The 21083-nt window shown below is 38.8% G+C and carries 18 protein-coding genes; 9 read left to right on the top strand and 9 right to left on the bottom strand.

The genetic code is table 11. From position 1 onward, the window contains the following. Nucleotides 1-69: 69 nt before the first annotated feature. Entirely contained in the window at nucleotides 70-1068 is a 999-nt protein-coding gene (locus AC0IWT_RS13110; protein WP_471797505.1) for an NAD(P)H-dependent glycerol-3-phosphate dehydrogenase, read from the top strand. Between the two features lie 171 nt (nucleotides 1069-1239). Further along, nucleotides 1240-1578, top strand: coding sequence for a hypothetical protein (locus AC0IWT_RS13105; protein WP_056869799.1), 339 nt, complete (start codon nucleotides 1240-1242; stop codon nucleotides 1576-1578). 48 nt (nucleotides 1579-1626) lie between these two features. Here the strand turns inward: AC0IWT_RS13105 and rimO are convergent, their stop codons facing one another. The 6 genes from rimO to AC0IWT_RS13075 all read right to left on the bottom strand — a co-directional run bounded on the left by rimO (nucleotide 1627) and on the right by AC0IWT_RS13075 (nucleotide 5596). Further along, a complete protein-coding gene (gene rimO / locus AC0IWT_RS13100) occupies nucleotides 1627-2958 on the bottom strand; it encodes a 30S ribosomal protein S12 methylthiotransferase RimO (RefSeq protein ID WP_471797504.1) in 1332 nt (443 codons plus the stop codon). 314 nt (nucleotides 2959-3272) lie between these two features. Next, nucleotides 3273-4235, bottom strand: coding sequence for a signal recognition particle-docking protein FtsY (ftsY, locus tag AC0IWT_RS13095; RefSeq protein ID WP_056869801.1), 963 nt, complete (start codon nucleotides 4233-4235; stop codon nucleotides 3273-3275). 84 nt (nucleotides 4236-4319) lie between these two features. Beyond that, nucleotides 4320-4475, bottom strand: coding sequence for a DUF4295 domain-containing protein (locus AC0IWT_RS13090; protein ID WP_082491331.1), 156 nt, complete (start codon nucleotides 4473-4475; stop codon nucleotides 4320-4322). Nucleotides 4476-4556: 81 nt separating this feature from the next. Further along, nucleotides 4557-4739, bottom strand: coding sequence for a 50S ribosomal protein L33 (gene rpmG / locus AC0IWT_RS13085; protein ID WP_010599807.1), 183 nt, complete (start codon nucleotides 4737-4739; stop codon nucleotides 4557-4559). Nucleotides 4740-4783: 44 nt separating this feature from the next. Further along, nucleotides 4784-5017 (bottom strand): 50S ribosomal protein L28, encoded by a 234-nt coding sequence (gene rpmB / locus AC0IWT_RS13080; RefSeq protein WP_025145121.1) that lies wholly within the window; start codon nucleotides 5015-5017, stop codon nucleotides 4784-4786. Nucleotides 5018-5110: 93 nt separating this feature from the next. Further along, complete coding sequence (locus tag AC0IWT_RS13075; protein WP_471797503.1) at nucleotides 5111-5596, bottom strand: hypothetical protein; 486 nt, start codon at nucleotides 5594-5596, stop codon at nucleotides 5111-5113. A 134-nt stretch (nucleotides 5597-5730) separates the two neighbouring features. Between AC0IWT_RS13075 and acs the strand changes: the two genes are divergently transcribed. Further along, a complete protein-coding gene (gene acs, locus AC0IWT_RS13070) occupies nucleotides 5731-7626 on the top strand; it encodes an acetate--CoA ligase (RefSeq protein ID WP_471797502.1) in 1896 nt (631 codons plus the stop codon). 65 nt (nucleotides 7627-7691) lie between these two features. On the opposite strand, the gene AC0IWT_RS13065 is transcribed toward acs, so the two are convergent. Further along, nucleotides 7692-9056, bottom strand: coding sequence for a RagB/SusD family nutrient uptake outer membrane protein (locus AC0IWT_RS13065; RefSeq protein ID WP_471797501.1), 1365 nt, complete (start codon nucleotides 9054-9056; stop codon nucleotides 7692-7694). 16 nt (nucleotides 9057-9072) lie between these two features. Next, nucleotides 9073-12168: a SusC/RagA family TonB-linked outer membrane protein gene (locus AC0IWT_RS13060; protein WP_471797500.1), complete on the bottom strand. Its 3096-nt coding sequence runs from the start codon at nucleotides 12166-12168 to the stop codon at nucleotides 9073-9075. Nucleotides 12169-12369: 201 nt separating this feature from the next. Between AC0IWT_RS13060 and AC0IWT_RS13055 the strand changes: the two genes are divergently transcribed. Beyond that, on the top strand, nucleotides 12370-12555 hold the full coding sequence (locus AC0IWT_RS13055) for a CsbD family protein (protein WP_056869806.1): 186 nt from the start codon (nucleotides 12370-12372) through the stop codon (nucleotides 12553-12555). 356 nt (nucleotides 12556-12911) lie between these two features. Further along, nucleotides 12912-13967, top strand: a complete 1056-nt coding sequence (locus AC0IWT_RS13050; protein WP_471797499.1) for a glycoside hydrolase family 130 protein — start codon at nucleotides 12912-12914, stop codon at nucleotides 13965-13967. Nucleotides 13968-14205: 238 nt separating this feature from the next. Here the strand turns inward: AC0IWT_RS13050 and AC0IWT_RS13045 are convergent, their stop codons facing one another. Further along, nucleotides 14206-17136 (bottom strand): M16 family metallopeptidase, encoded by a 2931-nt coding sequence (locus AC0IWT_RS13045; protein WP_471797498.1) that lies wholly within the window; start codon nucleotides 17134-17136, stop codon nucleotides 14206-14208. 209 nt (nucleotides 17137-17345) lie between these two features. Between AC0IWT_RS13045 and surE the strand changes: the two genes are divergently transcribed. From surE to AC0IWT_RS13025, 4 genes are all read left to right on the top strand, one after another. After that, nucleotides 17346-18185, top strand: a complete 840-nt coding sequence (gene surE, locus AC0IWT_RS13040; protein WP_056869808.1) for a 5'/3'-nucleotidase SurE — start codon at nucleotides 17346-17348, stop codon at nucleotides 18183-18185. A gap of 7 nt (nucleotides 18186-18192) precedes the next feature. After that, nucleotides 18193-18465, top strand: coding sequence for a hypothetical protein (locus AC0IWT_RS13035; protein WP_056869809.1), 273 nt, complete (start codon nucleotides 18193-18195; stop codon nucleotides 18463-18465). 84 nt (nucleotides 18466-18549) lie between these two features. After that, nucleotides 18550-19656, top strand: a complete 1107-nt coding sequence (gene lpxB, locus AC0IWT_RS13030) for a lipid-A-disaccharide synthase (RefSeq protein ID WP_471797497.1) — start codon at nucleotides 18550-18552, stop codon at nucleotides 19654-19656. A 105-nt stretch (nucleotides 19657-19761) separates the two neighbouring features. Continuing rightward, a complete protein-coding gene (locus tag AC0IWT_RS13025) occupies nucleotides 19762-20766 on the top strand; it encodes a LacI family DNA-binding transcriptional regulator (protein ID WP_056869811.1) in 1005 nt (334 codons plus the stop codon). Nucleotides 20767-21083 lie beyond the last annotated feature (317 nt).

Genomic DNA, 21083 nt, shown 5'->3' with positions numbered 1-21083 from the left:
TTTAGGCTTTTAAGGCAGTTTGCCAGACCTAAACCTTGCACCTTTTACCTTAAATTGTTTTTTATAACTATGGTACCAAAAATAGCGATGATTGGCGGCGGAAGCTGGGCTACTGCAATTGTAAAAATGCTATCAGATAATTTAACTGAAAAGGAAATTTACTGGTGGATGAGAAATGCTGAAGCCATTGAGCACATAAAACGCTTTAAACATAACCCCCATTACATTAGTTCGGTCGAAATAAAAATCTCACCTGATAATATTTCTGACGATATAAGTTGCATCATACGGGCGGCAGATTATATTGTTTTAAATGTGCCTGCTGCCTTTCTAAAAGCTAGTTTAAGCAACATTACTGCTAACGATTTAAAGGGTAAAAAAATTGTCTCGGCCATTAAGGGCATAGTTCCAGAAGATAATCTGATTATCGGCGAATTTCTACACGAGGTTTATCAAATTCCTTATCATGATATTCTGGTTGTGAGCGGACCCTGCCATGCAGAAGAGGTAGCTTTCGAAAAGTTATCGTACTTAACAATTGCCTGCACTGATATTGAAAAGGCATCTTCTTTTGCTTCATTTTTAAACACGAGGTACATTAAAACCAATGTATCTGATGATATTTATGGAACAGAGTATGCTGCGGTTTTAAAAAATATATATGCCGTAGCAAGTGGTATTTGTCATGGCATCGGTTACGGAGATAACTTCCAGGCCGTGTTGATTAGCAACGCGATTCGTGAAATAAAAAGCTTTGTAAATGCTGTTCATCCCATCAATCGGGATATTATGGAATCGGCATATTTGGGCGATTTGCTGGTAACCGCCTACTCTCAGTTTAGTAGGAACCGAACATTTGGGAATATGGTAGGGAAGGGCTACACTGTAAAATCAGCGCAGCTGGAAATGAATATGGTGGCAGAGGGTTACTACGCCGCGAAATCTATGCACATTAAAAATGAGGCTTACAATGTAGACATGCCAATTTGTAAGGCTGTTCATAATATTTTGTACGAAAACCGATCGCCGCATATTGAGATGAAACTTTTGGCAGAACAGTTAAATTGATCTGTAGGGGGATTTCGCGTAGCGATGTTTAAGTAGCAGGCAGTTTAGCGTTCAGGTTAATGCATTTGAAAGCTATCTGTCCCCGCAATTTTTATTACATTAATATTGAGGTCGGCGGTTAAAACAAAAACGAAACACCAAACGTTTAGTATCAAATAAAATATGACGGTCATGAAAAAGAAATTTGCAATAGGATTATTAACACTCGCACTATTTGGCGGTTTAAGTTTGAGCGTAAACGCACAAGAAAAGAAAACCGATGTTGGTAAAGCTTTGGATAAAACAGGTAAAGTAATTGGTAAAGGCGCTAAATCTGTAGGTAACAAAACGGCCGAGGTGGCTGTTAAAGGTGGCTCTAAAGTAGCAGATAAAACCTGGAAAGGCAAGATGGCACCAGATGGTTCTGATGTGTACATTAACGCAAAGAATGAAAAATACTATGTGAACTCAAAAGGTGCCAAAATCTGGTTAAAACCAAGCCAGATTAAAACAAGAGTAGAGAAAAAATAGTACTTAATAAAAATGGCCGATTGTTTACAATCGGCCATTTCTTTTTTATTAAACAATCGTTCCGTATAAATCGAAATCTTCTGCCCGGTTTATTTTAACATTTACGAAGCTTCCATTTGCAGCGTAGCCAGTGGCAGCGTCAATTAAAACCTCGTTGTCAACCTCAGGCGAATCTAACTCAGTTCTTCCAACAAAAAAATCACCCTCTTTCTTATCCACAAGTACCTTAAAGGTTTTGCCAACTTTTTCCTGGTTAATGTCAAACGAGATACCCTGCTGGATTTCCATTATCTCATCAACGCGTTGTTGTTTTATTTCATCAGAAACATTATCAATGAGCGTGTGCGCATGCGTTTTCTCTTCGTGCGAATAAGTAAAGCAGCCAAGCCGATCGAACTTTGTTTCGGCAACCCACGCTTTCATCTCCTCAAAATCGTGTTCCGTTTCTCCAGGATAGCCGCAGATTAACGTAGTTCGCATTGCGATATTTGGCACCCTATCTCTAATCTGATTTACCAAATCGATCGTTTTCTGCTTTGTTGTACCACGGCGCATGGATTTAAGCATGTTATCGGTAATATGTTGTAAAGGCATATCAAGGTACTTGCAGATGTTATCACGCTCATTCATCGCATCCAGAATTTCCATTGGGAAACCTGAAGGATATGCATATTGTAAACGGATCCACTCAATACCCTGAACGTCAGATAAACGGCGCATCAATTCGTCCAGTTTACGAACGCCATATAAGTCGAGCCCATAATAGGTTAAGTCTTGTGCGATTAATATCAGTTCTTTCGTACCATTTTTGGCAAGAATTTTGGCTTCGTTAACTAACTCTTCCATTGGCTTGCTCATGTGTTTCCCACGCATAAGCGGAATTGCACAGAACGAACATGGACGGTTGCAACCCTCTGCAATCTTAAAATAGGCAAAATGAGACGGGGTAGTAAGCAAGCGTTCGCCAATGAGCTCGTGTTTGTAGTTTGCACCTAACTCATGCAGTATGTTTTGCAAATCATTAGTGCCAAAAAAAGCATCGACATTGGTAATTTCTGATTCCAGTTCTGGTTTGTAGCGCTCAGATAAACATCCGGTAACCACCACTTTGCCAATTTTGCCAGCCTCTTTTAATTCGCTAAACTGTAAAATAGTATCAATGGATTCTTGCTTTGCATTATCAATAAAACCGCAGGTATTAATTACAACGATGTCATCTTTCCCCATTTTGTCGGATTCGTGTACAACATTTAAATTATTGCCGCGAAGCTGACCCATCAAAACTTCTGAATCGTAAATATTTTTGGAACAGCCTAATGTAATCACATTGATTTTAGGTTGTTTAATTGTTAAACTTTTTTTTATGGTTTTGGTATTCATATCTTGCTGGTTACGCTTTCCTTAAAGCTTGATTCCACAGATTTTTTCAAGGGTATTTAAACTTTTTAAAGATTGGGTGACTTCTACTGACTGCACAAACTATATCGTCAATTTCAAATCAATCATTACGCTGGTATAAAAATTTGTAGTGATTTTAAGTTTAACTACAAATCTTTTACTTCGCAACTTCAATTGCAAAAGTTAATTAAATACACTTTGATTTATTCCATCACTATAATTACTTCAAATCTGTGCAATTGAGTAATCTGTGAAATCAATCAGGCAGTGTACGGTGTTTAACTTTCCAATGAAATTTACTTAAACAAACTATTTACAAACTCCTTTTTATCAAAAAGTTGTAAATCGCCTATTTTTTCACCTACACCAATGTATTTAACGGGTATTTTAAACTGGTCTGAAATGCCAATAACAACGCCGCCTTTTGCCGTACCATCAAGTTTTGTAATGGCCAAAGCATTAACATCTGTGGCTTCGGTAAATTGCTTACATTGCTCGAAGGCATTTTGCCCGGTAGAGGCATCAAGAACTAATAAAATTTCATGTGGTGCGTTAGGAACAACCTTTTGCATCACCTGCTTTATCTTACCAAGTTCATTCATTAATCCAACTTTGTTGTGTAAACGGCCCGCGGTGTCTATTATCACCACATCTTCTCCATTCGCAACGGCAGATTGCAGGGTATCAAAAGCCACCGACGCAGGGTCTGAACCCATTGCCTGAGCCACAACTCTAACGCCAACACGCTCTCCCCATAACTTAATCTGATCTACAGCTGCGGCTCTAAAGGTATCTGCGGCACCTAAAACAACTTTCAAATTTGCCTCTTTAAGCTTGTGGGCGAGTTTGCCAATGGTGGTCGTTTTGCCAACCCCATTTACGCCCACAACCATAATTACATAAGGCTTATGATCGCCATATTCAAACTGGCGGAAATCATTGCTGTTGTTTTCAGATAATAACAACTGAATCTCATCACGGAGTAAGTAGTTTAATTCAGAGGTGTTTAAATATTTATCTTTAGATACGCGTTCTTCAATACGCTTAATAATCTTTAACGTGGTGCTTACGCCCACATCAGAGGTTACCAAAACCTCTTCCAGATTATCGAGTACTTCATCATCAACAGAAGATTTTCCGGCAACAGCTTTTGTTATTTTGTTAAAGAAGCCATCTTTAGTTTTCTCCAAGCCTTTATCCAATGCTTCCTGTGCTTCAGGTGCTGTTTCTTTCTTTTTGAAAAAATCGAATAAACCCATATGTAAATTTTTATATAACAAAAAAAGCCCTTCCGGTTTAAACGGAACGGCCTTTAATATCTTTTAATATTAAAAAATATTAACCTATTTAGATGCGATAGCATCTTTTACGTGGTCGTTATGTACGATAAGTTCTTTGAATGAATAAGCACCTGTTTTTGGTGATTTAATCATTGTGATAACTTTCGAATATTCTTTACCTGTACCCGTTTTAAGGGTTGCAACTACTTTCTTTGCCATGTTTTCTAAAAATTTTTATGATTGAATTAGTGGATTTTAGGATGATTGAATATGTACTCAATCATTCAATCTATGATTCAATTATTTTATTTCTTTGTGAACGGTTACTTTTCTCAATACCGGATTGAATTTTTTCAATTCCAATCTTTCAGTAGTGTTTTTACGGTTTTTGGTAGAAATATATCTAGACATACCCGGCATGCCACTTTCTTTATGTTCAGTACATTCTAAAATAACCTGAACTCTGTTACCTTTTTTTGCCATTTTATTATAAATTGTAAACTGTTAATCTCCACAGTTAATGTTTTTTACAAAAATCCTTTTTTTACGAAACGGTTAATCGCTTCGCTTATACCCACTTTGTTGATGGTTTTAATCGCCGAAGTAGAAACTTTCAACGTAATCCAACGGTTTTCTTCAGGAATATAAAATTTCTGAAGTTGTAGGTTTGGGTAAAATTTGCGTTTGGTTTTAACGTTTGAGTGAGAAACGTTGTTACCTACCATTGCTTTTTTTCCTGTTAAATCACAAACTCTTGACATGACTTGTAAATATAGTTGTTAATATCGTCCGCTTAATTTTTTTAAGAGTGTGCAAATATCTGAATAATAATTGTAAACGGCAAGAGAGAGCAGCTATTTTTTTAAAATTAAATCAACATTCCATCTCCCTGGTTCTGAAAGCTCAAAATCAATGATTTCTCCCATCACGAAAACCTGCAAGCGCAGCGGAAATTGTAGTCCGGAAAGCGTGTAAAGCGTAGCTGTTTTGGTTACCGCATCTGCTTTCATATCCGTGTATTTTCCTAAAATAATTCTAACATTACTAATTGTTGGGTTATCTGCATTCCCAAACTGACGAGGACTTTGTACGCCTGTTTGGTTAACGCCGGAACCCGAACTTGTTTTGGCGTAATCAATATTGATGAACAAAGTTTCGTCTTTTGATTTCTTATTTCTGGTAAAACGAACGTTATCAATGTTTTCACCTTTGCTAAACAGCAGGTATTGATTTGTTTTTTGTAAAGTATCGGTTCTTAATAAAGGGCCATTCACTTTAGAAAAAGCCTGTTGAGTAGTGATTAACAGTAAGGCAGCGAGTATTAATTTGATGGGTTTCATACTTTAAAAATAAGATAATATTTAGGTTAAAGCAAATGGAGAAAATTTCCTGGGCAATGTTTTTGATAAACTATCATTGATTAATCCATCAATATTTATATAAATTAGCAGATATAACAATACATACACGAGCAATGCAAATTACTTCATTCGAACAATACGAACAAGATTATAAAAAGAGCGTAGAAAATCCGGAGCAGTTTTGGGGCGAGGTTGCCCAAAACTTTCAGTGGCGTAAACCGTGGTTTAAGGTTTTATCATGGAATTTTCAGGATCCTGAAATTAAGTGGTTCGAGGGTGCGAAGTTAAACATTACGGAAAACTGCCTGGATCGCCACCTCGCTACAAATGGCGATAAGCCGGCAATTATCTGGGAACCAAATAATCCGGAGGAAGAAAGTGTAACGCTTACCTACAAAATGCTGCACGAAAGGGTTTGCCGTTTCGCGAATGTTTTGAAGAGAAATGGCGCAAAAAAAGGTGATCGTATCTGTATCTACATGCCTATGGTTCCGGAATTGGCCATTGCCGTTTTGGCCTGTGCAAGAATTGGTGCTGTGCATTCCGTAATTTTTGGTGGATTTTCTGCCAAATCTATTGCCGATAGAATTAATGATTCGCAATGTAAACTAGTCATAACGGCCGATGGAGCTTATCGCGGCAGCAAACAGATTCCATTGAAGGATGTTATTGATGATGCCCTGATTGGTTGCCCAACCGTTGAGAAATGTATTGTGCTTACCCATGTTCGCACACCGGTATCAATGCTTAAAGGCAGAGATGTTTGGTGGGAAGATGAGGTTAAGCATGTTAACGATATTTGCGAGTCCGAAGAAATGGACGCTGAAGATATGCTGTTTATCCTTTATACTTCTGGGTCAACTGGCAAGCCAAAGGGCGTTGTGCATACCTGCGGTGGCTATATGGTTTATGCTGGCTATACATTCTCCAACGTGTTTAACTACCAGCCGGGCGAAGTGTATTTTTGCACCGCAGATATCGGTTGGATTACAGGACATTCCTACATCGTGTACGGGCCGCTTTCGCAAGGTGCAACTTCCGTTCTTTTTGAAGGCATCCCAACTTATCCAAGTCCATCACGTTTCTGGGACATTGTAGAAAAACATCAGGTAAACACTTTATACACCGCACCAACTGCAATTCGTTCGTTGATGAGTTTTGGCGAAGAACCGTTACACGGAAAAAATTTAAGCTCAATCCGTGTTCTCGGCTCGGTTGGGGAGCCGATTAACGAAGAAGCGTGGCATTGGTTCGATGAGAAGATTGGGCATGGCAAGGCGCCGATTGTTGATACCTGGTGGCAAACGGAAACGGGTGGAATTATGATTTCGCCAATTGCATCAGTTACGCAAACAAAGCCAAGTTTTGCAACGTTGCCACTTCCTGGTGTCCAGCCAATTTTGGTGGATGAAAACGGTAACGAAATTGAAGGGAATGGCGTAAGCGGAAATCTTTGTATTAAATTTCCCTGGCCAGGCATGTTGCGCACAACTTATGGCGACCACGAGCGCTGTAAACAAACCTATTTTTCAACCTATGAAAATCTTTATTTTACTGGTGATGGTTGCCTTCGTGATGAAGATGGGTATTACAGAATTACCGGTCGTGTTGATGACGTCCTGAATGTATCAGGTCATAGAATTGGCACAGCTGAAGTTGAAAATGCCATTAATATGCATGCAGGAGTAGTAGAAAGTGCGGTTGTCGGTTATCCTCATGATGTTAAAGGGCAGGGTATTTTTGCTTTTGTAATTTATCCGGAAATGCATGGGGAAGCAGAGTTATCCAAAAAAGACATTCTGCAAACGGTTACCAGAGTAATAGGCGCAATCGCTAAGCCCGATAAAATTTTATTTGTTTCCGGCCTCCCTAAAACTCGTTCGGGTAAAATTATGCGAAGGATTTTACGCAAAATTGCCGAGGGCGAAACGACTAATCTCGGCGATACATCCACATTGTTAGACCCAGCAGTTGTTGAAGAAATTATCGAAGCCGCTAAGCAAATGTAAAACCTCTTAAACAAAAAAAGCTTCCTGATAAAAAATCAGGAAGCTTTTTTTGTTTCGACGAAATTTTAATAACCAGCGTTTTGAGTTAAATTTTTATTCGCATCCATTTCTCTTTGAGGAATTGGAAAAACCAATACATTGGAGTTCCACGGTATCGAACCAATATTTGTTTGCGTTCTTTTTGCATCATGCAACGCAAAACCTTCAAATGCAAGTTCTAATTTTCGCTCTGCTAAAATGTTGGCTAAAGTAGCGGTGGTTGTTGTTAACCCAGCTCTGCTTCTAACAACAGCCAAATCCTGTAAAGGTGTTCTGCCACCAACTGGTGCGGCAGGGGCTAAACGGACATTTGCTTCAGCTCTGATTAAATACATTTCTGATAATCTGATTATAGAAACATTTCCATAGGGATTTGCATATTTTGAGGTGTACATATCGCCATCATCATAAAATGCGTTAATTCTATCGTCATTGGCTGCATAGGTATTGTTAATCCAATCCTGTGATATTACTGCATCACCACGTCCGCCATAGGTTGACGATCCGTAGAATTCGTTATAACCGTTGAAACCTGTAAGTGTTGTTACCTGCATTGCAAAAACATCTTCTGAGGAGTTGACACCCGGAGTTGATCCCATTTCTGGAAATGCATCGATAAATGCCGGTGTAAGTGAATAATTTCCTGATGCAATTACCCTGTTTGCCGCTGCCGCTGCTGCTGCATAGTTTCCCATTTGCAGATATACCCTGGCCAACATTCCTGCTGCAGCGTACTTAGTTGCAAAGAAACCGTTGGTAGCAGGTAACTTTGCTTCTGCATCGGTTAAATCAGCAATTGCCTGGCTGTAAACAGCTGCAACTGAAGCCCGGGTTACATAACTGGCATCGGTAACAGTGGTTGTTGGCGTTAACACGATAGGCACCCCAGGATTAGTTGTTGGGCTTCCATCATTGTATGCTTTACCGAAGAGCCTTACAAGGTCAAAATAAGCGGCACCTCGTATAAATTTGGCCTCGCCTTCAACTTTATTCTTTTTCGCTGCATCAACTTTACTAATTGCAGCAATAACATTATTTGCGTCATTAATTGCGGTGTAACCAGCTGCCCAAACATTATCAACAAAAGTATTTGTTTTTAACAGCTGTTTATTGATGGTTTGCGTAAGCTCTTCGTACGTTCCATACCATTCAATGGCATTGGTATTGGCTAAAAAATCGGCCATTAGGAACGGCCGGCCTCCATAAAAATTCGAGTTGCCAAGTGCGGAGTAGGACCCAACGAGCGCAACTTCAACATCTTTTGAGGTTAATAAAGCCTGGCTTTGCTCAATGGTGTCAACCGGATCAATATCGAGCGCCTTTTTGCAGGATGATGCGGCTGCCAAAAGCATCGAGGCAAATAGTAAATTGTATATATATGTTTTTTTCATGATGAGTCTCTTTAAATTATAGGCCAATGTTTATACCGAATGATATTACTCTGGGTTGCGGAGCGGAGTAAAAATCTACACCCTGATTGATGTTTGTAGATTGATAATCGGCATTCACTTCCGGATCCCAACCTTTGTAACCTGTAATTGTTGCTAAATTTTGTGCGGTTGCATAAATTCTAAGTCGGCTTAATCTTAATTTACTTAAAACCTCTGGCGCAAAGTTATAACCAAGCGTTAGTGTTTTTAACCGAAGGTATTTACCATCTGAGATGTATCTGGTAGAATTGCCTGTGCCATTTGCATAAAACAAACGCGGTTCAGGAACTTGGGTGATATCGCCAGGTGCATTCCAGTACGACATTTGGTCGGCCGTTTGGTTATCATATCCATTAGATGCATTTGCGCTCATATATTGCCCGCCGGCATTAAAAATTTTATTTCCACTAACACCCTGTAAGAAAACACCCAAATCGAAGTTCTTGTAGGAGAAGGTATTATTAATTCCGAAAATATATTTCGGGTTCGGGTTGCCTGCAAATATCCTTTGGGCCTGGTTAATGTCGTTTGTTGTTTCCCTGTTTAAATTTCCGTTGCCGTCAGTCGTGTTCTTATAGTAAATGGCATCACCATTAGCCGGATTTACACCTGCGTACTCTGGCAAATAAAATACACCAATCGGCTGACCAGCAATTGCAGCATTAATTTCATTGCTATTTAAAACCTGGCCACCTAAATCGGTAATTTTGTTATTATTAATTGAGGCTGTTAAGGCAGTTGACCATTTGAAAGCACCGACGAAATTTTCGGTGTTTATGCCAAGCTCGTAACCTGTATTTTTCAGCTTGCCTAAATTTTGGGTTTTAGTAGAGAAACCTGTGGTTTGTGGAATTGGGACATCCAGCAACAAATCTGAAGTGTTTTTTTGATAGAAGTCGAAAACACCGGTGATTCTGTTTTTAAGAATACCGAAGTCTAAACCTAAATCCAGCTGTTTGGTTTTTTCCCAGGTTAAATCAGGGTTTGCAATTCTTGTTGGAATCTGACCAGCGCTACCACCATATGCGCCCGTTCCGCTAAATAAACCACGAGCCGAATAGTTACCAATCTCGGCATTACCTGTTAAACCATAACTTGCCCGGATTTTTAATAAACTGATTGATGAACTGCCTTTTAAGAAATCTTCTTCTGATGCAATCCATGCTACTGAACCCGCAGGGAAGTAACCATATTTATGGTTTGCGCCAAAACGGGACGAACCATCGGCCCTAACGCTAAACCCAAGTAAGTAACGATCGTTATATTTGTAATTCGCTCTCAGGAAATAAGACAAGAAGCTAAATGCGCTTTCGTTGGATGTTGCGGTAACTTTTGTGGCAGCACTACCTAATTTGATGTAAGAATCACTTGGGAAATCCTGACCTTCGAGTGTACTATATTTAGCCGTAGATTTTTGATAACTGGTACCTAAAACTGCGTCGAATTTGCTTTTCTCACCGAAGTTTGTAGCGTAGCTAAAGAAATTATTTGTATTTGTATTGATAACGAAAGTAGAAATGTTCTGGCCATCGCCATTTGCTGTTCCCGTATTTCTGAAAGTTAAAGCACCATAATAACTTTCTTCATTTTGATTTAAGTTATCAATTGAAAAGTCAGTGCTGAACTTTAATCCTTTCGCAATATTAATATTGGCAAATGCCTTACCAATTGTACGGTAAACGGTGGCCTTGTAGCTTGCGTTTTCAATGCCAATAAACGGGTTGTAATAAACAGGAAAATTTGAGGCAGCACCTGGCAAGGTACCACTTACAAGTCCTGAACGCGGATCGATAAATGGCGTAATTGGAGAAAGTGCCACGGCTTGTAGCGGGCTGGAAAAGGCGTTATCATTAGAAAGCCTGTTGTTTATGCTGTTTGAAAAATTAATATTAACACCAACTTCAATGAAATCAGTTACTTTGTTTGTTAAATTTAACCTACCGCTGTAACGTTTGTAGCTATTTCCAACAATAATTCCATCCTGGTCTAAGGCCTGGCCGCCAATGTAAAATTTAGTTTTTTCATTGCCACCCGTTAAATTTAAATCATATTGCTGCGTAACCGGATTATCCTGAAAAGCTGCGGCCTCCCAGTTTGAATTTACTTTGTAGGTTTGGTAATCGTTATTTCCTGCAGAATATCTATTTAATCTGCTCTCAACCAGTGTTGCATAATCTGCTTTTGCATCAGCCAGTGTCGCATAATCACCATTTAAGAAATCCTGATTTGCCGCACCATCACCAGCTCTGCGCAAAATTTGCACGTATTGTTGAGCATTCATAAATTCCCGGTGGTTTGATGGAGAACTAATACCACCTAAAGCACTAAAATTGATGGTCGTTTTACCAACTTTACCCTGTTTAGTGGTTATTAAAACCACGCCATTAGATGCTCTTGCACCATAAATAGCAGAGGCAGATGCATCTTTTAAAATCTCAATAGATTCGATATCATTTGTATTGATATCTGCTAAAGCACTTGTTGGGGCACTCGTGCTGGAAAAATCACCAGATGTAATTGGAATACCATCTACAACATATAAAGGTTCGCTACCGGCCGTTACCGAAGCGGCACCCCTGACACGAACGGTAATACCCTGACCCAACTTACCGTTTTGAGCAGATATACTTACCCCGGCGGCTTTACCTTGCAAGGCTTGTTCGAAGGTGGTTACAGGTAAATTTTCTAAGTCTTTTGAACTTACAGAAGATTGTGAACCCTTTAAATCGCGTTTTGATTGTGTTCCGTAACCGACAACAACAACATCCGTTAAAGTTGTATTTTCTTCGTCGAGGCTTACATTAGCGGTTTGTCCGCTTAACGCAACTTCTTTACTTTTATAGCCAACAAAGCTGACCACAATGGTTTTAGTATTGGCAGGTACCGATAGTTTGTAAAATCCGGCGGCATCTGTTTGTGTGCCTGTTGAGGGTGAACCCTTTACAAAAATACTTGCGCCAGGAATTGGCTCTGCATTTTGGCTCGTAACCTTTCCGCTGATTACTTTGTCTTGCGCAAAGACAAAAGAATACGCACAGAAAAATACGAATAAACTTAGTAGTAGTTTTTTCATCAAATTTGAGGTTTTAGTTAATAAATGTTTGTTTGTAGGTGTAGATACTATAAATGTAACGAAAATAGTATGAATATTTAATATTAAAAATCCAGTTTTTCTTCAAATAAAAGTATTTAAATCCTTCTGAAACAATATGTAACCGCCAAATGTTACTTAGAAACAAAAACAAATATTAAAGGATACAAAACGATAAATAAAATGGATAAATTAGAATTAAAAGGAAAATGGAATGAGATTAAAGGCAAAGTTAAACAAGCTTACGGCGATTTAACGGACGATGATTTAGCTCATGAAGATGGTCAGGATGATGAACTGTTAGGCAAACTGCAACAGAAAACAGGAAAAGGTCGTGACGAATTGGTAAAATGGATTAATTCTTTATAACATCAAAAAGAAACCACGAGAATCAGGCAATCAAAATATTTGGTTGCCTGTTTTCGTTTAGGGCAAATCTTCATAATTTCTTGTTTTATTTCGTCTTCCAATTAGCTGGATGCCAATTCAGGCTAACCATTGCGCCTAAACTTTAATTTCTTGGTTTTATTCGCAATGGTTAATGGGAGGGCAGCTTACCAGATTCTTAAGGGCGGAATAGATAAATTTGGCCGAACAATAACTAAAAACGCTGGTTATTAATTGTAAAACATGGCCATCGTTTTTTTGGTGGAGAAGTTTTTGATCACTTTTTACAGACCATGCCAGTGCAATTCTGGCTATGGAAATCTATTTTCCCAAATGTCATGACAGATTTTGCACAAAGATTTTCACAAAACCCAATTTTATCTCCAAAAGATTTAGTTCCAAGTCGCGATGGTTTAGAAATTGCCTGCCTGTTAAATCCGGGCGTTTTTACCTTCCAGAATAAAACATGGTTGCTGGTTCGCGTTGCCGAAAGGCCTACACAAATAGAAGGTGTAATTTCATTCCCGGTTTTGAAACATGATGGAATCGAAATTATCGCCATAAATGAAAAAGACCCGGATTTGATTGCAACCGACCCGAGGGTGATTACCTACAAGGGTGCCGATTACCTAACGACCCTTTCGCATTTGCGGTTGGTTTGTAGCGACGATGGCATCAATTTTTACCAGCCAGAAGGTTATCCTTTACTTCAGGGTGAGGGTGAAGATGAAGCTTTTGGCATCGAAGACTGTAGGGTTGCCTTAATTGATGACGTTTATTACCTGACTTTTACAGCTGTTTCCGGCCATGGCGTAGGTGTAGGTATGCGCACCACAAAAGATTGGAAAACATTTGAAAAGCACGGCATGGTGATTCCACCTCATAACAAGGATTGTGCAATTTTTGAAGAGAAGATAAACGGCAAATTTTACACACTACACCGGCCAAGTAGTGTGGATTTAGGAGGTAACTACATTTGGCTTGCGGAATCGCCGGATGGAATCCATTGGGGCAACCATAAATGTTTAATTAAAACCCGAAAAAATAGTTGGGATAGTAAACGCGTTGGCGCCGGGGCCGCACCAATTAAAACAGACAAAGGCTGGCTCGAAATTTACCACGGTGCAAATAATGAACACCAATATTGCCTGGGCGCATTTTTGATGGACTTGAATGACCCGTCGAAGGTTTTGGCCCAAACTGAAGAGCCTATTATGAAACCGACTGAGGAATATGAATTATGTGGCTTTTTTGGGCAGGTTGTTTTTACGAATGGCCATGTGATTAAGGGCGACGAATTAACTATTTATTATGGCGCAGCAGACGAGTTTGTTTGTGGAGCTACCTTTTCGATTCAAAGTATTTTATCTCAACTAAAATATCACCATGTATAAAACTAAGTTGCTGCGGTAAACACGGGCATTATTGCCTGCTGAGGTTTTACCCAAATCTCCACATTCACTTATACACAAGCCAAAAGGCGCCCGTTTCACAGTGAGACGGCCCAAAATGGCTCTTTGAATTATTTGCAACTGGAATTGTACTAGATATAAAAGGTGTGTCAATCTCTCTAACTAAAAAAGGCGATTCCCATTTCTGAGAATCGCCTTTGTAATTCAGGTTGCCTAATACTTAGTACCCGAAAATCTGTTCTAATGTTAAGGTTTTAACGTTACCAAACTTTTGCATATCCTCCAATTTCACCTTTTTATCAGATGCAACAATTAAGTAAGTGTATGGCTTATTCGCAACTTTTTCATCGTGAAAAGTCTTGATGCTTGCGAAATTTATTGGCTTCAATTCTTTGTACAAATCAATTCGCGAATCGTAATCATAACCTAGTTTCTTATCCGCAAAATAATAGTAAAAAATACCATCTTTGGTAACTCTGTTTGATTCTAAATAAGTTAAAACGTTAGATTTAGCTCCATCGAAAGATTTATCACTTTGTGGCAAAACATTTAACAATTCATTCATGCCATTCACCGCATCCGTCATCTTATCGGCCTGGCTGCCAACATAGGCCAACATGCTGTATTGTCTGTCTGCTTTATCAGGCATTTGGTAAGTAGCATAGGTAGAGTAGGCCAATGCTTTCGATTCACGAATGGTTTGGAATACAATAGAACCCATACCGCCACCGAAATAGTTGTTAAACACTTCAATGTTTGCCCTGTCGGTTTTGTTGTATAAACCAGTGTTTCTAAACCAGCGAATTTCCGATTGCACCATGTCGTAATTTGCAAAATACACTCTGTTGCTGTCTTGCACGCTATATGCATATACTTTGGCTGGCGCAGCTGGCGTAAATTCTTTCGGTAACAGGTGCTGCTTTTGAATATCAGCGGTAAAAGCATTTACATCTTTAGGCCCATAATAAGTTATTACGTGCTCATAGTTTGTAAGGTTTTTAAGCAGGTAAATTAAATCATCTGCTTTCATATTCTTAACATCTTCGTTCGATAACACATTATTATAAGGGTTTACACTGCCGTACTGCGCATACGAAGTTAAACCGGCCATAATCTGGCCTTTATTTAATTTGTTATTCTCTCTGCTTTTTAATATTGTACTTTTCAAATCAGATAAAGCTTTCTCATTTGGCTTTACATTTGCAAAAATATGTTCAACCAGGCTAACTGCCTTGTCGAAGTTCTCTTGCAAACCGCTTATATTAATCGTTGTATTCTCTGTTCCAACGGATAAGCTATAAGTACAGGCTATGTTGTAGAATGCCTTGCTAATTTCTTCGGCACTATATTTATCGGTGCTTAAAAAAGGCAAATAACTCGCCGCATAAGGCAATAATTTATAGCTGTTTGCTCCATGGTTAAATCGATAGGTCATTCTAAAAATAGAATTTTCACTGTTTTTTGTAGTTAAAACATCTGCAATGCCAACTTTACCAGTTACAATGTCTTTTTTGTAATCTAAAAATTTTGGTTCCATCGGTTTTACCGGCGCTTCCAAAATGTTTTTTACAAATGGCGAAGTCAGGTTTCCGTTCGCATTTATTGGCGTAATGGTTGGCTTTTCTACTTTTACAATATTTTTATCCTCACCTTTATGTTTGAAACCAATTACGTAATCATCTTTAAAATAAGTTTTTGCAAATGCGATAACCTGCGCTTTGGTAATTTTTGCCGTTTCCTCAATATCGCTTAAGCTTTTGTCCCATTTGGTACCGCGGTTTAAAATAAACTCGTTAGATAAATATTCAGCTCTGCTGTTGTTGCTATCAAAGGCCTGTAAAAAACTTAGTTTTTGATTCGCAACAATGGCTTTTATTAAGTCATCATCGAACTTGCCTTCTTTTAACATTGTAATTTGCTCTAACAATAACTTAGATGCCTGCTCGAGGCTCTGGCCCTGACGTGGTTGTGCCGATAGGTTAAACACACCATAGTCTTTCATTTGTTGGTAACTGGCGCTGGCTCGCTGAGTTTTTTGTTGTTTGTTTAAATTAATATCGATTAAACCCGCTTTGCCGTTAAATAAGATACTTTTTATTAGGTTAAGCATTAAGCTGTTCTGCGTGTTTTCAGCAAAACCGCGGTAGTAAATCTCTACCATTTCGGCACTCGGACCGTAAACATCAACCTGCTGAATCTTAGTTAATGGTTTTTCAGGAGCAGGATTGTAAAGTGAAACAGGTTTTGAAACCATGTAACCAAACGTATTGTCGATTTTTTTAATCATTACATCAGGATTAAAATCGCCTGTAAATACTGCGGCCATATTATTTGGCACATAGTATTTGTTGTAATAATTTCTGATTTCTACCAAAGATGGATTTTTTAAATGCTCTATTGTGCCAATGGTAGTCTGCTGGCCATAATTATGGGTAGGGAACAACAAAGCCATCATTGCTTCATCCAGTTTATTAGGGTCGTTATCCAAACCGCGGTTTTTCTCTTCGTAAACAGCTTCTAGCTCTGTATGGAAGATTCTGAAAATAGGTTTACGGAAACGCTCGCCCTGAATGGCTAAGAATTTATCAGTAGCGTTTGATGGAAAATCTTCGTTGTAAACCGTTTCTTCGTACCAGGTGTGCGCATTTGAAGAGTTGCCACCAATGCCCGACATCATTTTGTCGTACTCGTTCGCTATCGAAAAGTTCGAAGCCTCGCCCGAAGTTTTATCAATTTCCTTATAAATTTCTTTACGCTGAACAGGGTCGGTAGTTTTGTTGTACTTTTCGTAAAGTGCATCAATTTTATCGAGATAAGGCTTTTCTTTTGCCCAATCTGCCGTACCAAATTTATCTGTGCCTTTAAATAACAAATGTTCTAAATAATGCGCTAAGCCTGTTGCAGCTTTGGGGTCGGTGTTGCTACCCGCTCTAACACTCATTCGAAACTGGATATTCGGTTCTTTATTATTAGGCGAAAGAATAACAGTTAACCCGTTTTTTAGCGTGTAAAAGCGGGTTGATGTAGGGTCGCTTGTTACATACTTGTATGTGTAACCGCCCGATGAGCCGGTTTTCCACTGATAAGTTTGCGCTTTAACAAACGTACCGGTTATCAGAAAACAGGCAAGAGTAAATAGTTTGAATTTCATTTATTTGGATTTGGTTTGTGGTTGCTGATGTTCATCAACTTAGGGGTGAATGAATGATCGCAGCAAATAAGTTATTTATCCAAATATATATGCTTTAAGCCATCGAAAGAAATAATTTTTTCTTCAAACTAAAGATATAGGAATTAACTTGGCAACTTAAAAATTTAGCTTTATTACGCCTTAAATTTAATAATCTGTATTTTTACATCATGACGAAGCAAAGTACAAAACCAAATATTTTAGTTGTTAATGATGATGGCATAACTGCAACCGGGATCAAGAACCTGATGGAAGTTATGCAGGAGCTGGGAAATGTAGTTGTTGTTGCGCCAGATAGTCCGCAGAGCGGGATGGGTCACGCAATTACAATTGGCAAACCGATTCGTTTCGATAAGGTAGATTTGTATCCTGGCGTAGAAATGTATAAATGCAGCGGTACGCCTGTAGATTGCGTTAAACTTGGCGTCAACAAAATTTTTAAGGGAAAAAAACCGGATTTATGTGTTTCGGGCATCAATCACGGATTAAACAATTCGATAAATGTACTTTATTCGGGTACAATGTCTGCCGCGGTTGAGGGTGCTATAGAAAAAATACCATCTGTTGGTTTTTCCCTGGATGATTTTGCCGCCGATGCAGATTTCAGTTTCACCAAAAAGTACATAAAGCAAATTTGCGAACAGGTGTTGGCAAATGGCTTGCCTGAAGGAACTTTACTAAATGTTAACTTTCCGAAAGGCGATAAACTTAAGGGCGTTAAAATCTGCCGTCAGGCCAATGCCAAATGGATGGAAGAGTTTGATGAAAGAACAGACCCTTACAAAAGACCTTATTATTGGTTAACCGGTGTTTTCGAAAACTTTGACCGCGGTGAAGATACTGATGTTTGGGCATTGGAACACGGCTATGTTTCCATTGTTCCGGTTCAGTTTGATTTAACGGCGCATCATGCCATACCATTATTAAACAGCTGGAGTTTCGATGTAAACAAGAAAGCAGATAATTCTTCTACAAAAATTTCAGCACCGGATGGTTTAAACCTTGGTTAGTTAGCAAATGAACCATCAGTTAAATAAATTAAAAGATTCGGTTTGGATTGGTTTGGGCATTGGTTTATTTACGCCTGCTGTGCTTTGCACTTTGGCCTGGTACCTGATTCATCACATAATCTATCTTGCCAAGGCCGATTTGTTATACATTGGCTGTATTGCCGCTAATGCTTATACTATGCAATATTTTTTCAAACATTATAAAGAAAATATTGGCAGAGGCATTTTGGCAGCGACATTTCTATGTGCATTTGTTTTTTTCTATTATAAAGTTTTTTAAGTTAATGCGTTATTGCCAGGTTCAAAGCAAGCTATCTTGTAAAAGGTTTTGTTTGTAAATGATGAAGGAGAAAGAGAAGCAAATATGAAATATTACCTCGTCGCCGGCGAAGCATCGGGCGATTTACACGGTGCAAATTTAATGAAAGCGCTAAAAGCTGAAGATGGCGAAGCTGTGTTCAGATATTTTGGTGGCAACAAGATGCAGGCAGAAGGCGGCCAGTTGGTGAAACATTATGCTGATATGGCTTTTATGGGTTTTACCGAAGTCTTGTTAAACCTGCGCACCATTTACAAAAACTTAAGTGCATGCAAAAAAGACCTGCTGGATTGGCAACCCGACGTGCTAATTTTGATTGATTTCCCAGGTTTTAATTTAAAAATAGCTGCGTTTGCAAAGGCTAATGGCATAAAGGTTTGTTATTACATTTCGCCGAAGGTTTGGGCATGGAACCAAAAACGGGTACTTAAAATTAAGAAAGTTGTCGACCATATGTTTTGTATTCTGCCTTTTGAGGTCGGTTTTTACAAAACATGGGGTATGGAGGTCGATTATGTTGGCAATCCATTACTGGATGAAAAGGCACAGTTTAAGCCTGATTCCAATTTCAGAGCGCAAAATGACCTTGGCGATTCAAAAATTATAGCCCTGCTTCCCGGAAGTCGTAAACAGGAGATAGAAAGGTTACTACCTGTTATGTTAAGCATTACAGCCCATTATCCCGATTATCAGTTTGCAATTGCAGCGGCACCAACTTTCAGCGAAGCTTATTATCAGGCGTTTATCGGTGATAAAAAAGTTAAATTATTGTTCGGTAATACGTATAACCTGTTGTACAATGCGCATGCTGCAGTCGTAGCTTCGGGTACTGCAACTTTAGAAACAGCTTTGTTTAAAGTGCCTCAGGTTGTTGTGTACAAGGGCGGCGCAGTTTCTATCGCGATTGCAAGAATGCTGGTAAAAATCAAGTTCATCTCGCTTGTAAATTTGATTGTAAACAAAAAGATAGTAACTGAACTTATACAAGAAAGCTGCACTACAGAGCAGGTTAGCAAAGAAGTGGGCATAATTGTGGGCGGCGAGGGGAGAGCAGCGGTGCTTAAGGGTTACGATGAACTGCTGGCTTTAATGGCGAATCCGGGTGCATCAGATAAAACGGCTAAATTGATTATTAACTATTTGAAACGTTAAATTTTACACGCTAAGTGTTAAATCAGTTCCTTGCAAGTGTTCTCCATACTAAATTATCTTTTTTTTATTTAGTTTTGATTCGTATACTATGAATTAACTAAGCAAATGAAAGCCCTCTCCATAAAAGATATCGCCGTTAAAGCGAATGTTTCTATAACCACAGTTTCCTTCATCATAAATGGAAAAGCCAAAGAAAAATCCATAAGTGAGGCAGTTATAGAAAAGGTGGAAAAGATTATAGAGGAAAGCGGTTATAAGCCAAACCAGATTGCCAGAAGTTTACGTACCGGAAATTCCAACATTATCGGCCTCATCGTAGAGGATATTTCAAACTCTTTCTTTGCCAAAATAGCTCGTTTAATAGAAGATAAAGCGTACAAACGCGGATACAAAATCATTTATTCGAGTACCGAAAACAGCATAGCAAAAGCGCAGGAACTCATCAATATGTTCAAATCGAGAAAGGTAGATGCCTACATTATCTCGCCGATAAAGGGTTTGGAAGAAGATATACAGATTCTTTTAAATGATGATAAGCCTGTTATTCTCTTTGATAGGAATCTTCCGGATTTAAGCACAAACTATGTAGGCGCAAATCATTTCAGCGCTTCGTACCAATCAATCGAGAATTTTATTGAGCAAGGCAAAAAGAAAATTGCGCTTGTTACCACCGATATCGACGTGCAGCAGATAACAGAGCGTTTAGAGGGCTACAAAAAAGCTTTGGTCGACTACGGCCTTCCTTACGATGAAAGTCTGGTGCTAAAAATTCATTTCAACCAAGATGAAAAGGATACCATCAGCCAGATGGAGTCTTTGTTCAAAGACCAGCAAATAGATGCCGTTTTATTCGCAACCAACTACTTAGCCATTAGCGGTTTAAAGGTGCTTAAACAAATAAAGAAGCAAATCGGAGCAGATTTTTCAGTAATTGCCTACGACGATCATGAAGCCTTCGAGCTCCACACGCCGGGCATTTCAACCGTTCAGCAACCTTTAGAGGAAATCGCTGAAAACGTTATTCAGCTCATATTAAGTCAGTTATCTTCAAAATCGAAATTGCCAAACCAGCAAATCATTATTCCGGCAAAGCTTATCCTCAGAGATTAAAAATTAGTAAAGCAATCCTGTTGTAACGTTTTTTTTACAACTAAATCGTTTTATTAATTGACAAAAAATTTCTATCATTGATGTAGTAAAACGATTTACTATAACCAAATGTATTTATGAGACTTACGCAGGACCCTAACTGTATGGCAAGTACTACTATTCCTTACTACAGAAGAACTTATCTGCCCGGCACAGTTTTGTTTTTACACTAAAATTTTTCTCGGTTCATAATAGATAGAATACAATACAAGGTATAGCTCGATATGCCTTGTGTTGAGAGTTAAGATATATCAGATATCGACAAAGGGCGTACACAG

This window comes from Pedobacter sp. AC464, from assembly GCF_979253075.1.
The sequence above is the reverse complement of the archived record's forward strand: the minus strand, read 5'-3'. Positions and strand labels throughout refer to the sequence as shown.

Coding starts and splice junctions, on each gene's coding strand:
- AC0IWT_RS13110 (WP_471797505.1), top strand. CDS start 70: ATGGTACCAAAAATAGCGATGATTGGCGGCGGAAGCTGGGCTACTGCA.
- AC0IWT_RS13105 (WP_056869799.1), top strand. CDS start 1,240: ATGAAAAAGAAATTTGCAATAGGATTATTAACACTCGCACTATTTGGC.
- rimO (WP_471797504.1), bottom strand. CDS start 2,958: ATGAATACCAAAACCATAAAAAAAAGTTTAACAATTAAACAACCTAAA.
- ftsY (WP_056869801.1), bottom strand. CDS start 4,235: ATGGGTTTATTCGATTTTTTCAAAAAGAAAGAAACAGCACCTGAAGCA.
- AC0IWT_RS13090 (WP_082491331.1), bottom strand. CDS start 4,475: ATGGCAAAGAAAGTAGTTGCAACCCTTAAAACGGGTACAGGTAAAGAA.
- rpmG (WP_010599807.1), bottom strand. CDS start 4,739: ATGGCAAAAAAAGGTAACAGAGTTCAGGTTATTTTAGAATGTACTGAA.
- rpmB (WP_025145121.1), bottom strand. CDS start 5,017: ATGTCAAGAGTTTGTGATTTAACAGGAAAAAAAGCAATGGTAGGTAAC.
- AC0IWT_RS13075 (WP_471797503.1), bottom strand. CDS start 5,596: ATGAAACCCATCAAATTAATACTCGCTGCCTTACTGTTAATCACTACT.
- acs (WP_471797502.1), top strand. CDS start 5,731: ATGCAAATTACTTCATTCGAACAATACGAACAAGATTATAAAAAGAGC.
- AC0IWT_RS13065 (WP_471797501.1), bottom strand. CDS start 9,056: ATGAAAAAAACATATATATACAATTTACTATTTGCCTCGATGCTTTTG.
- AC0IWT_RS13060 (WP_471797500.1), bottom strand. CDS start 12,168: ATGAAAAAACTACTACTAAGTTTATTCGTATTTTTCTGTGCGTATTCT.
- AC0IWT_RS13055 (WP_056869806.1), top strand. CDS start 12,370: ATGGATAAATTAGAATTAAAAGGAAAATGGAATGAGATTAAAGGCAAA.
- AC0IWT_RS13050 (WP_471797499.1), top strand. CDS start 12,912: ATGACAGATTTTGCACAAAGATTTTCACAAAACCCAATTTTATCTCCA.
- AC0IWT_RS13045 (WP_471797498.1), bottom strand. CDS start 17,136: ATGAAATTCAAACTATTTACTCTTGCCTGTTTTCTGATAACCGGTACG.
- surE (WP_056869808.1), top strand. CDS start 17,346: ATGACGAAGCAAAGTACAAAACCAAATATTTTAGTTGTTAATGATGAT.
- AC0IWT_RS13035 (WP_056869809.1), top strand. CDS start 18,193: ATGAACCATCAGTTAAATAAATTAAAAGATTCGGTTTGGATTGGTTTG.
- lpxB (WP_471797497.1), top strand. CDS start 18,550: ATGAAATATTACCTCGTCGCCGGCGAAGCATCGGGCGATTTACACGGT.
- AC0IWT_RS13025 (WP_056869811.1), top strand. CDS start 19,762: ATGAAAGCCCTCTCCATAAAAGATATCGCCGTTAAAGCGAATGTTTCT.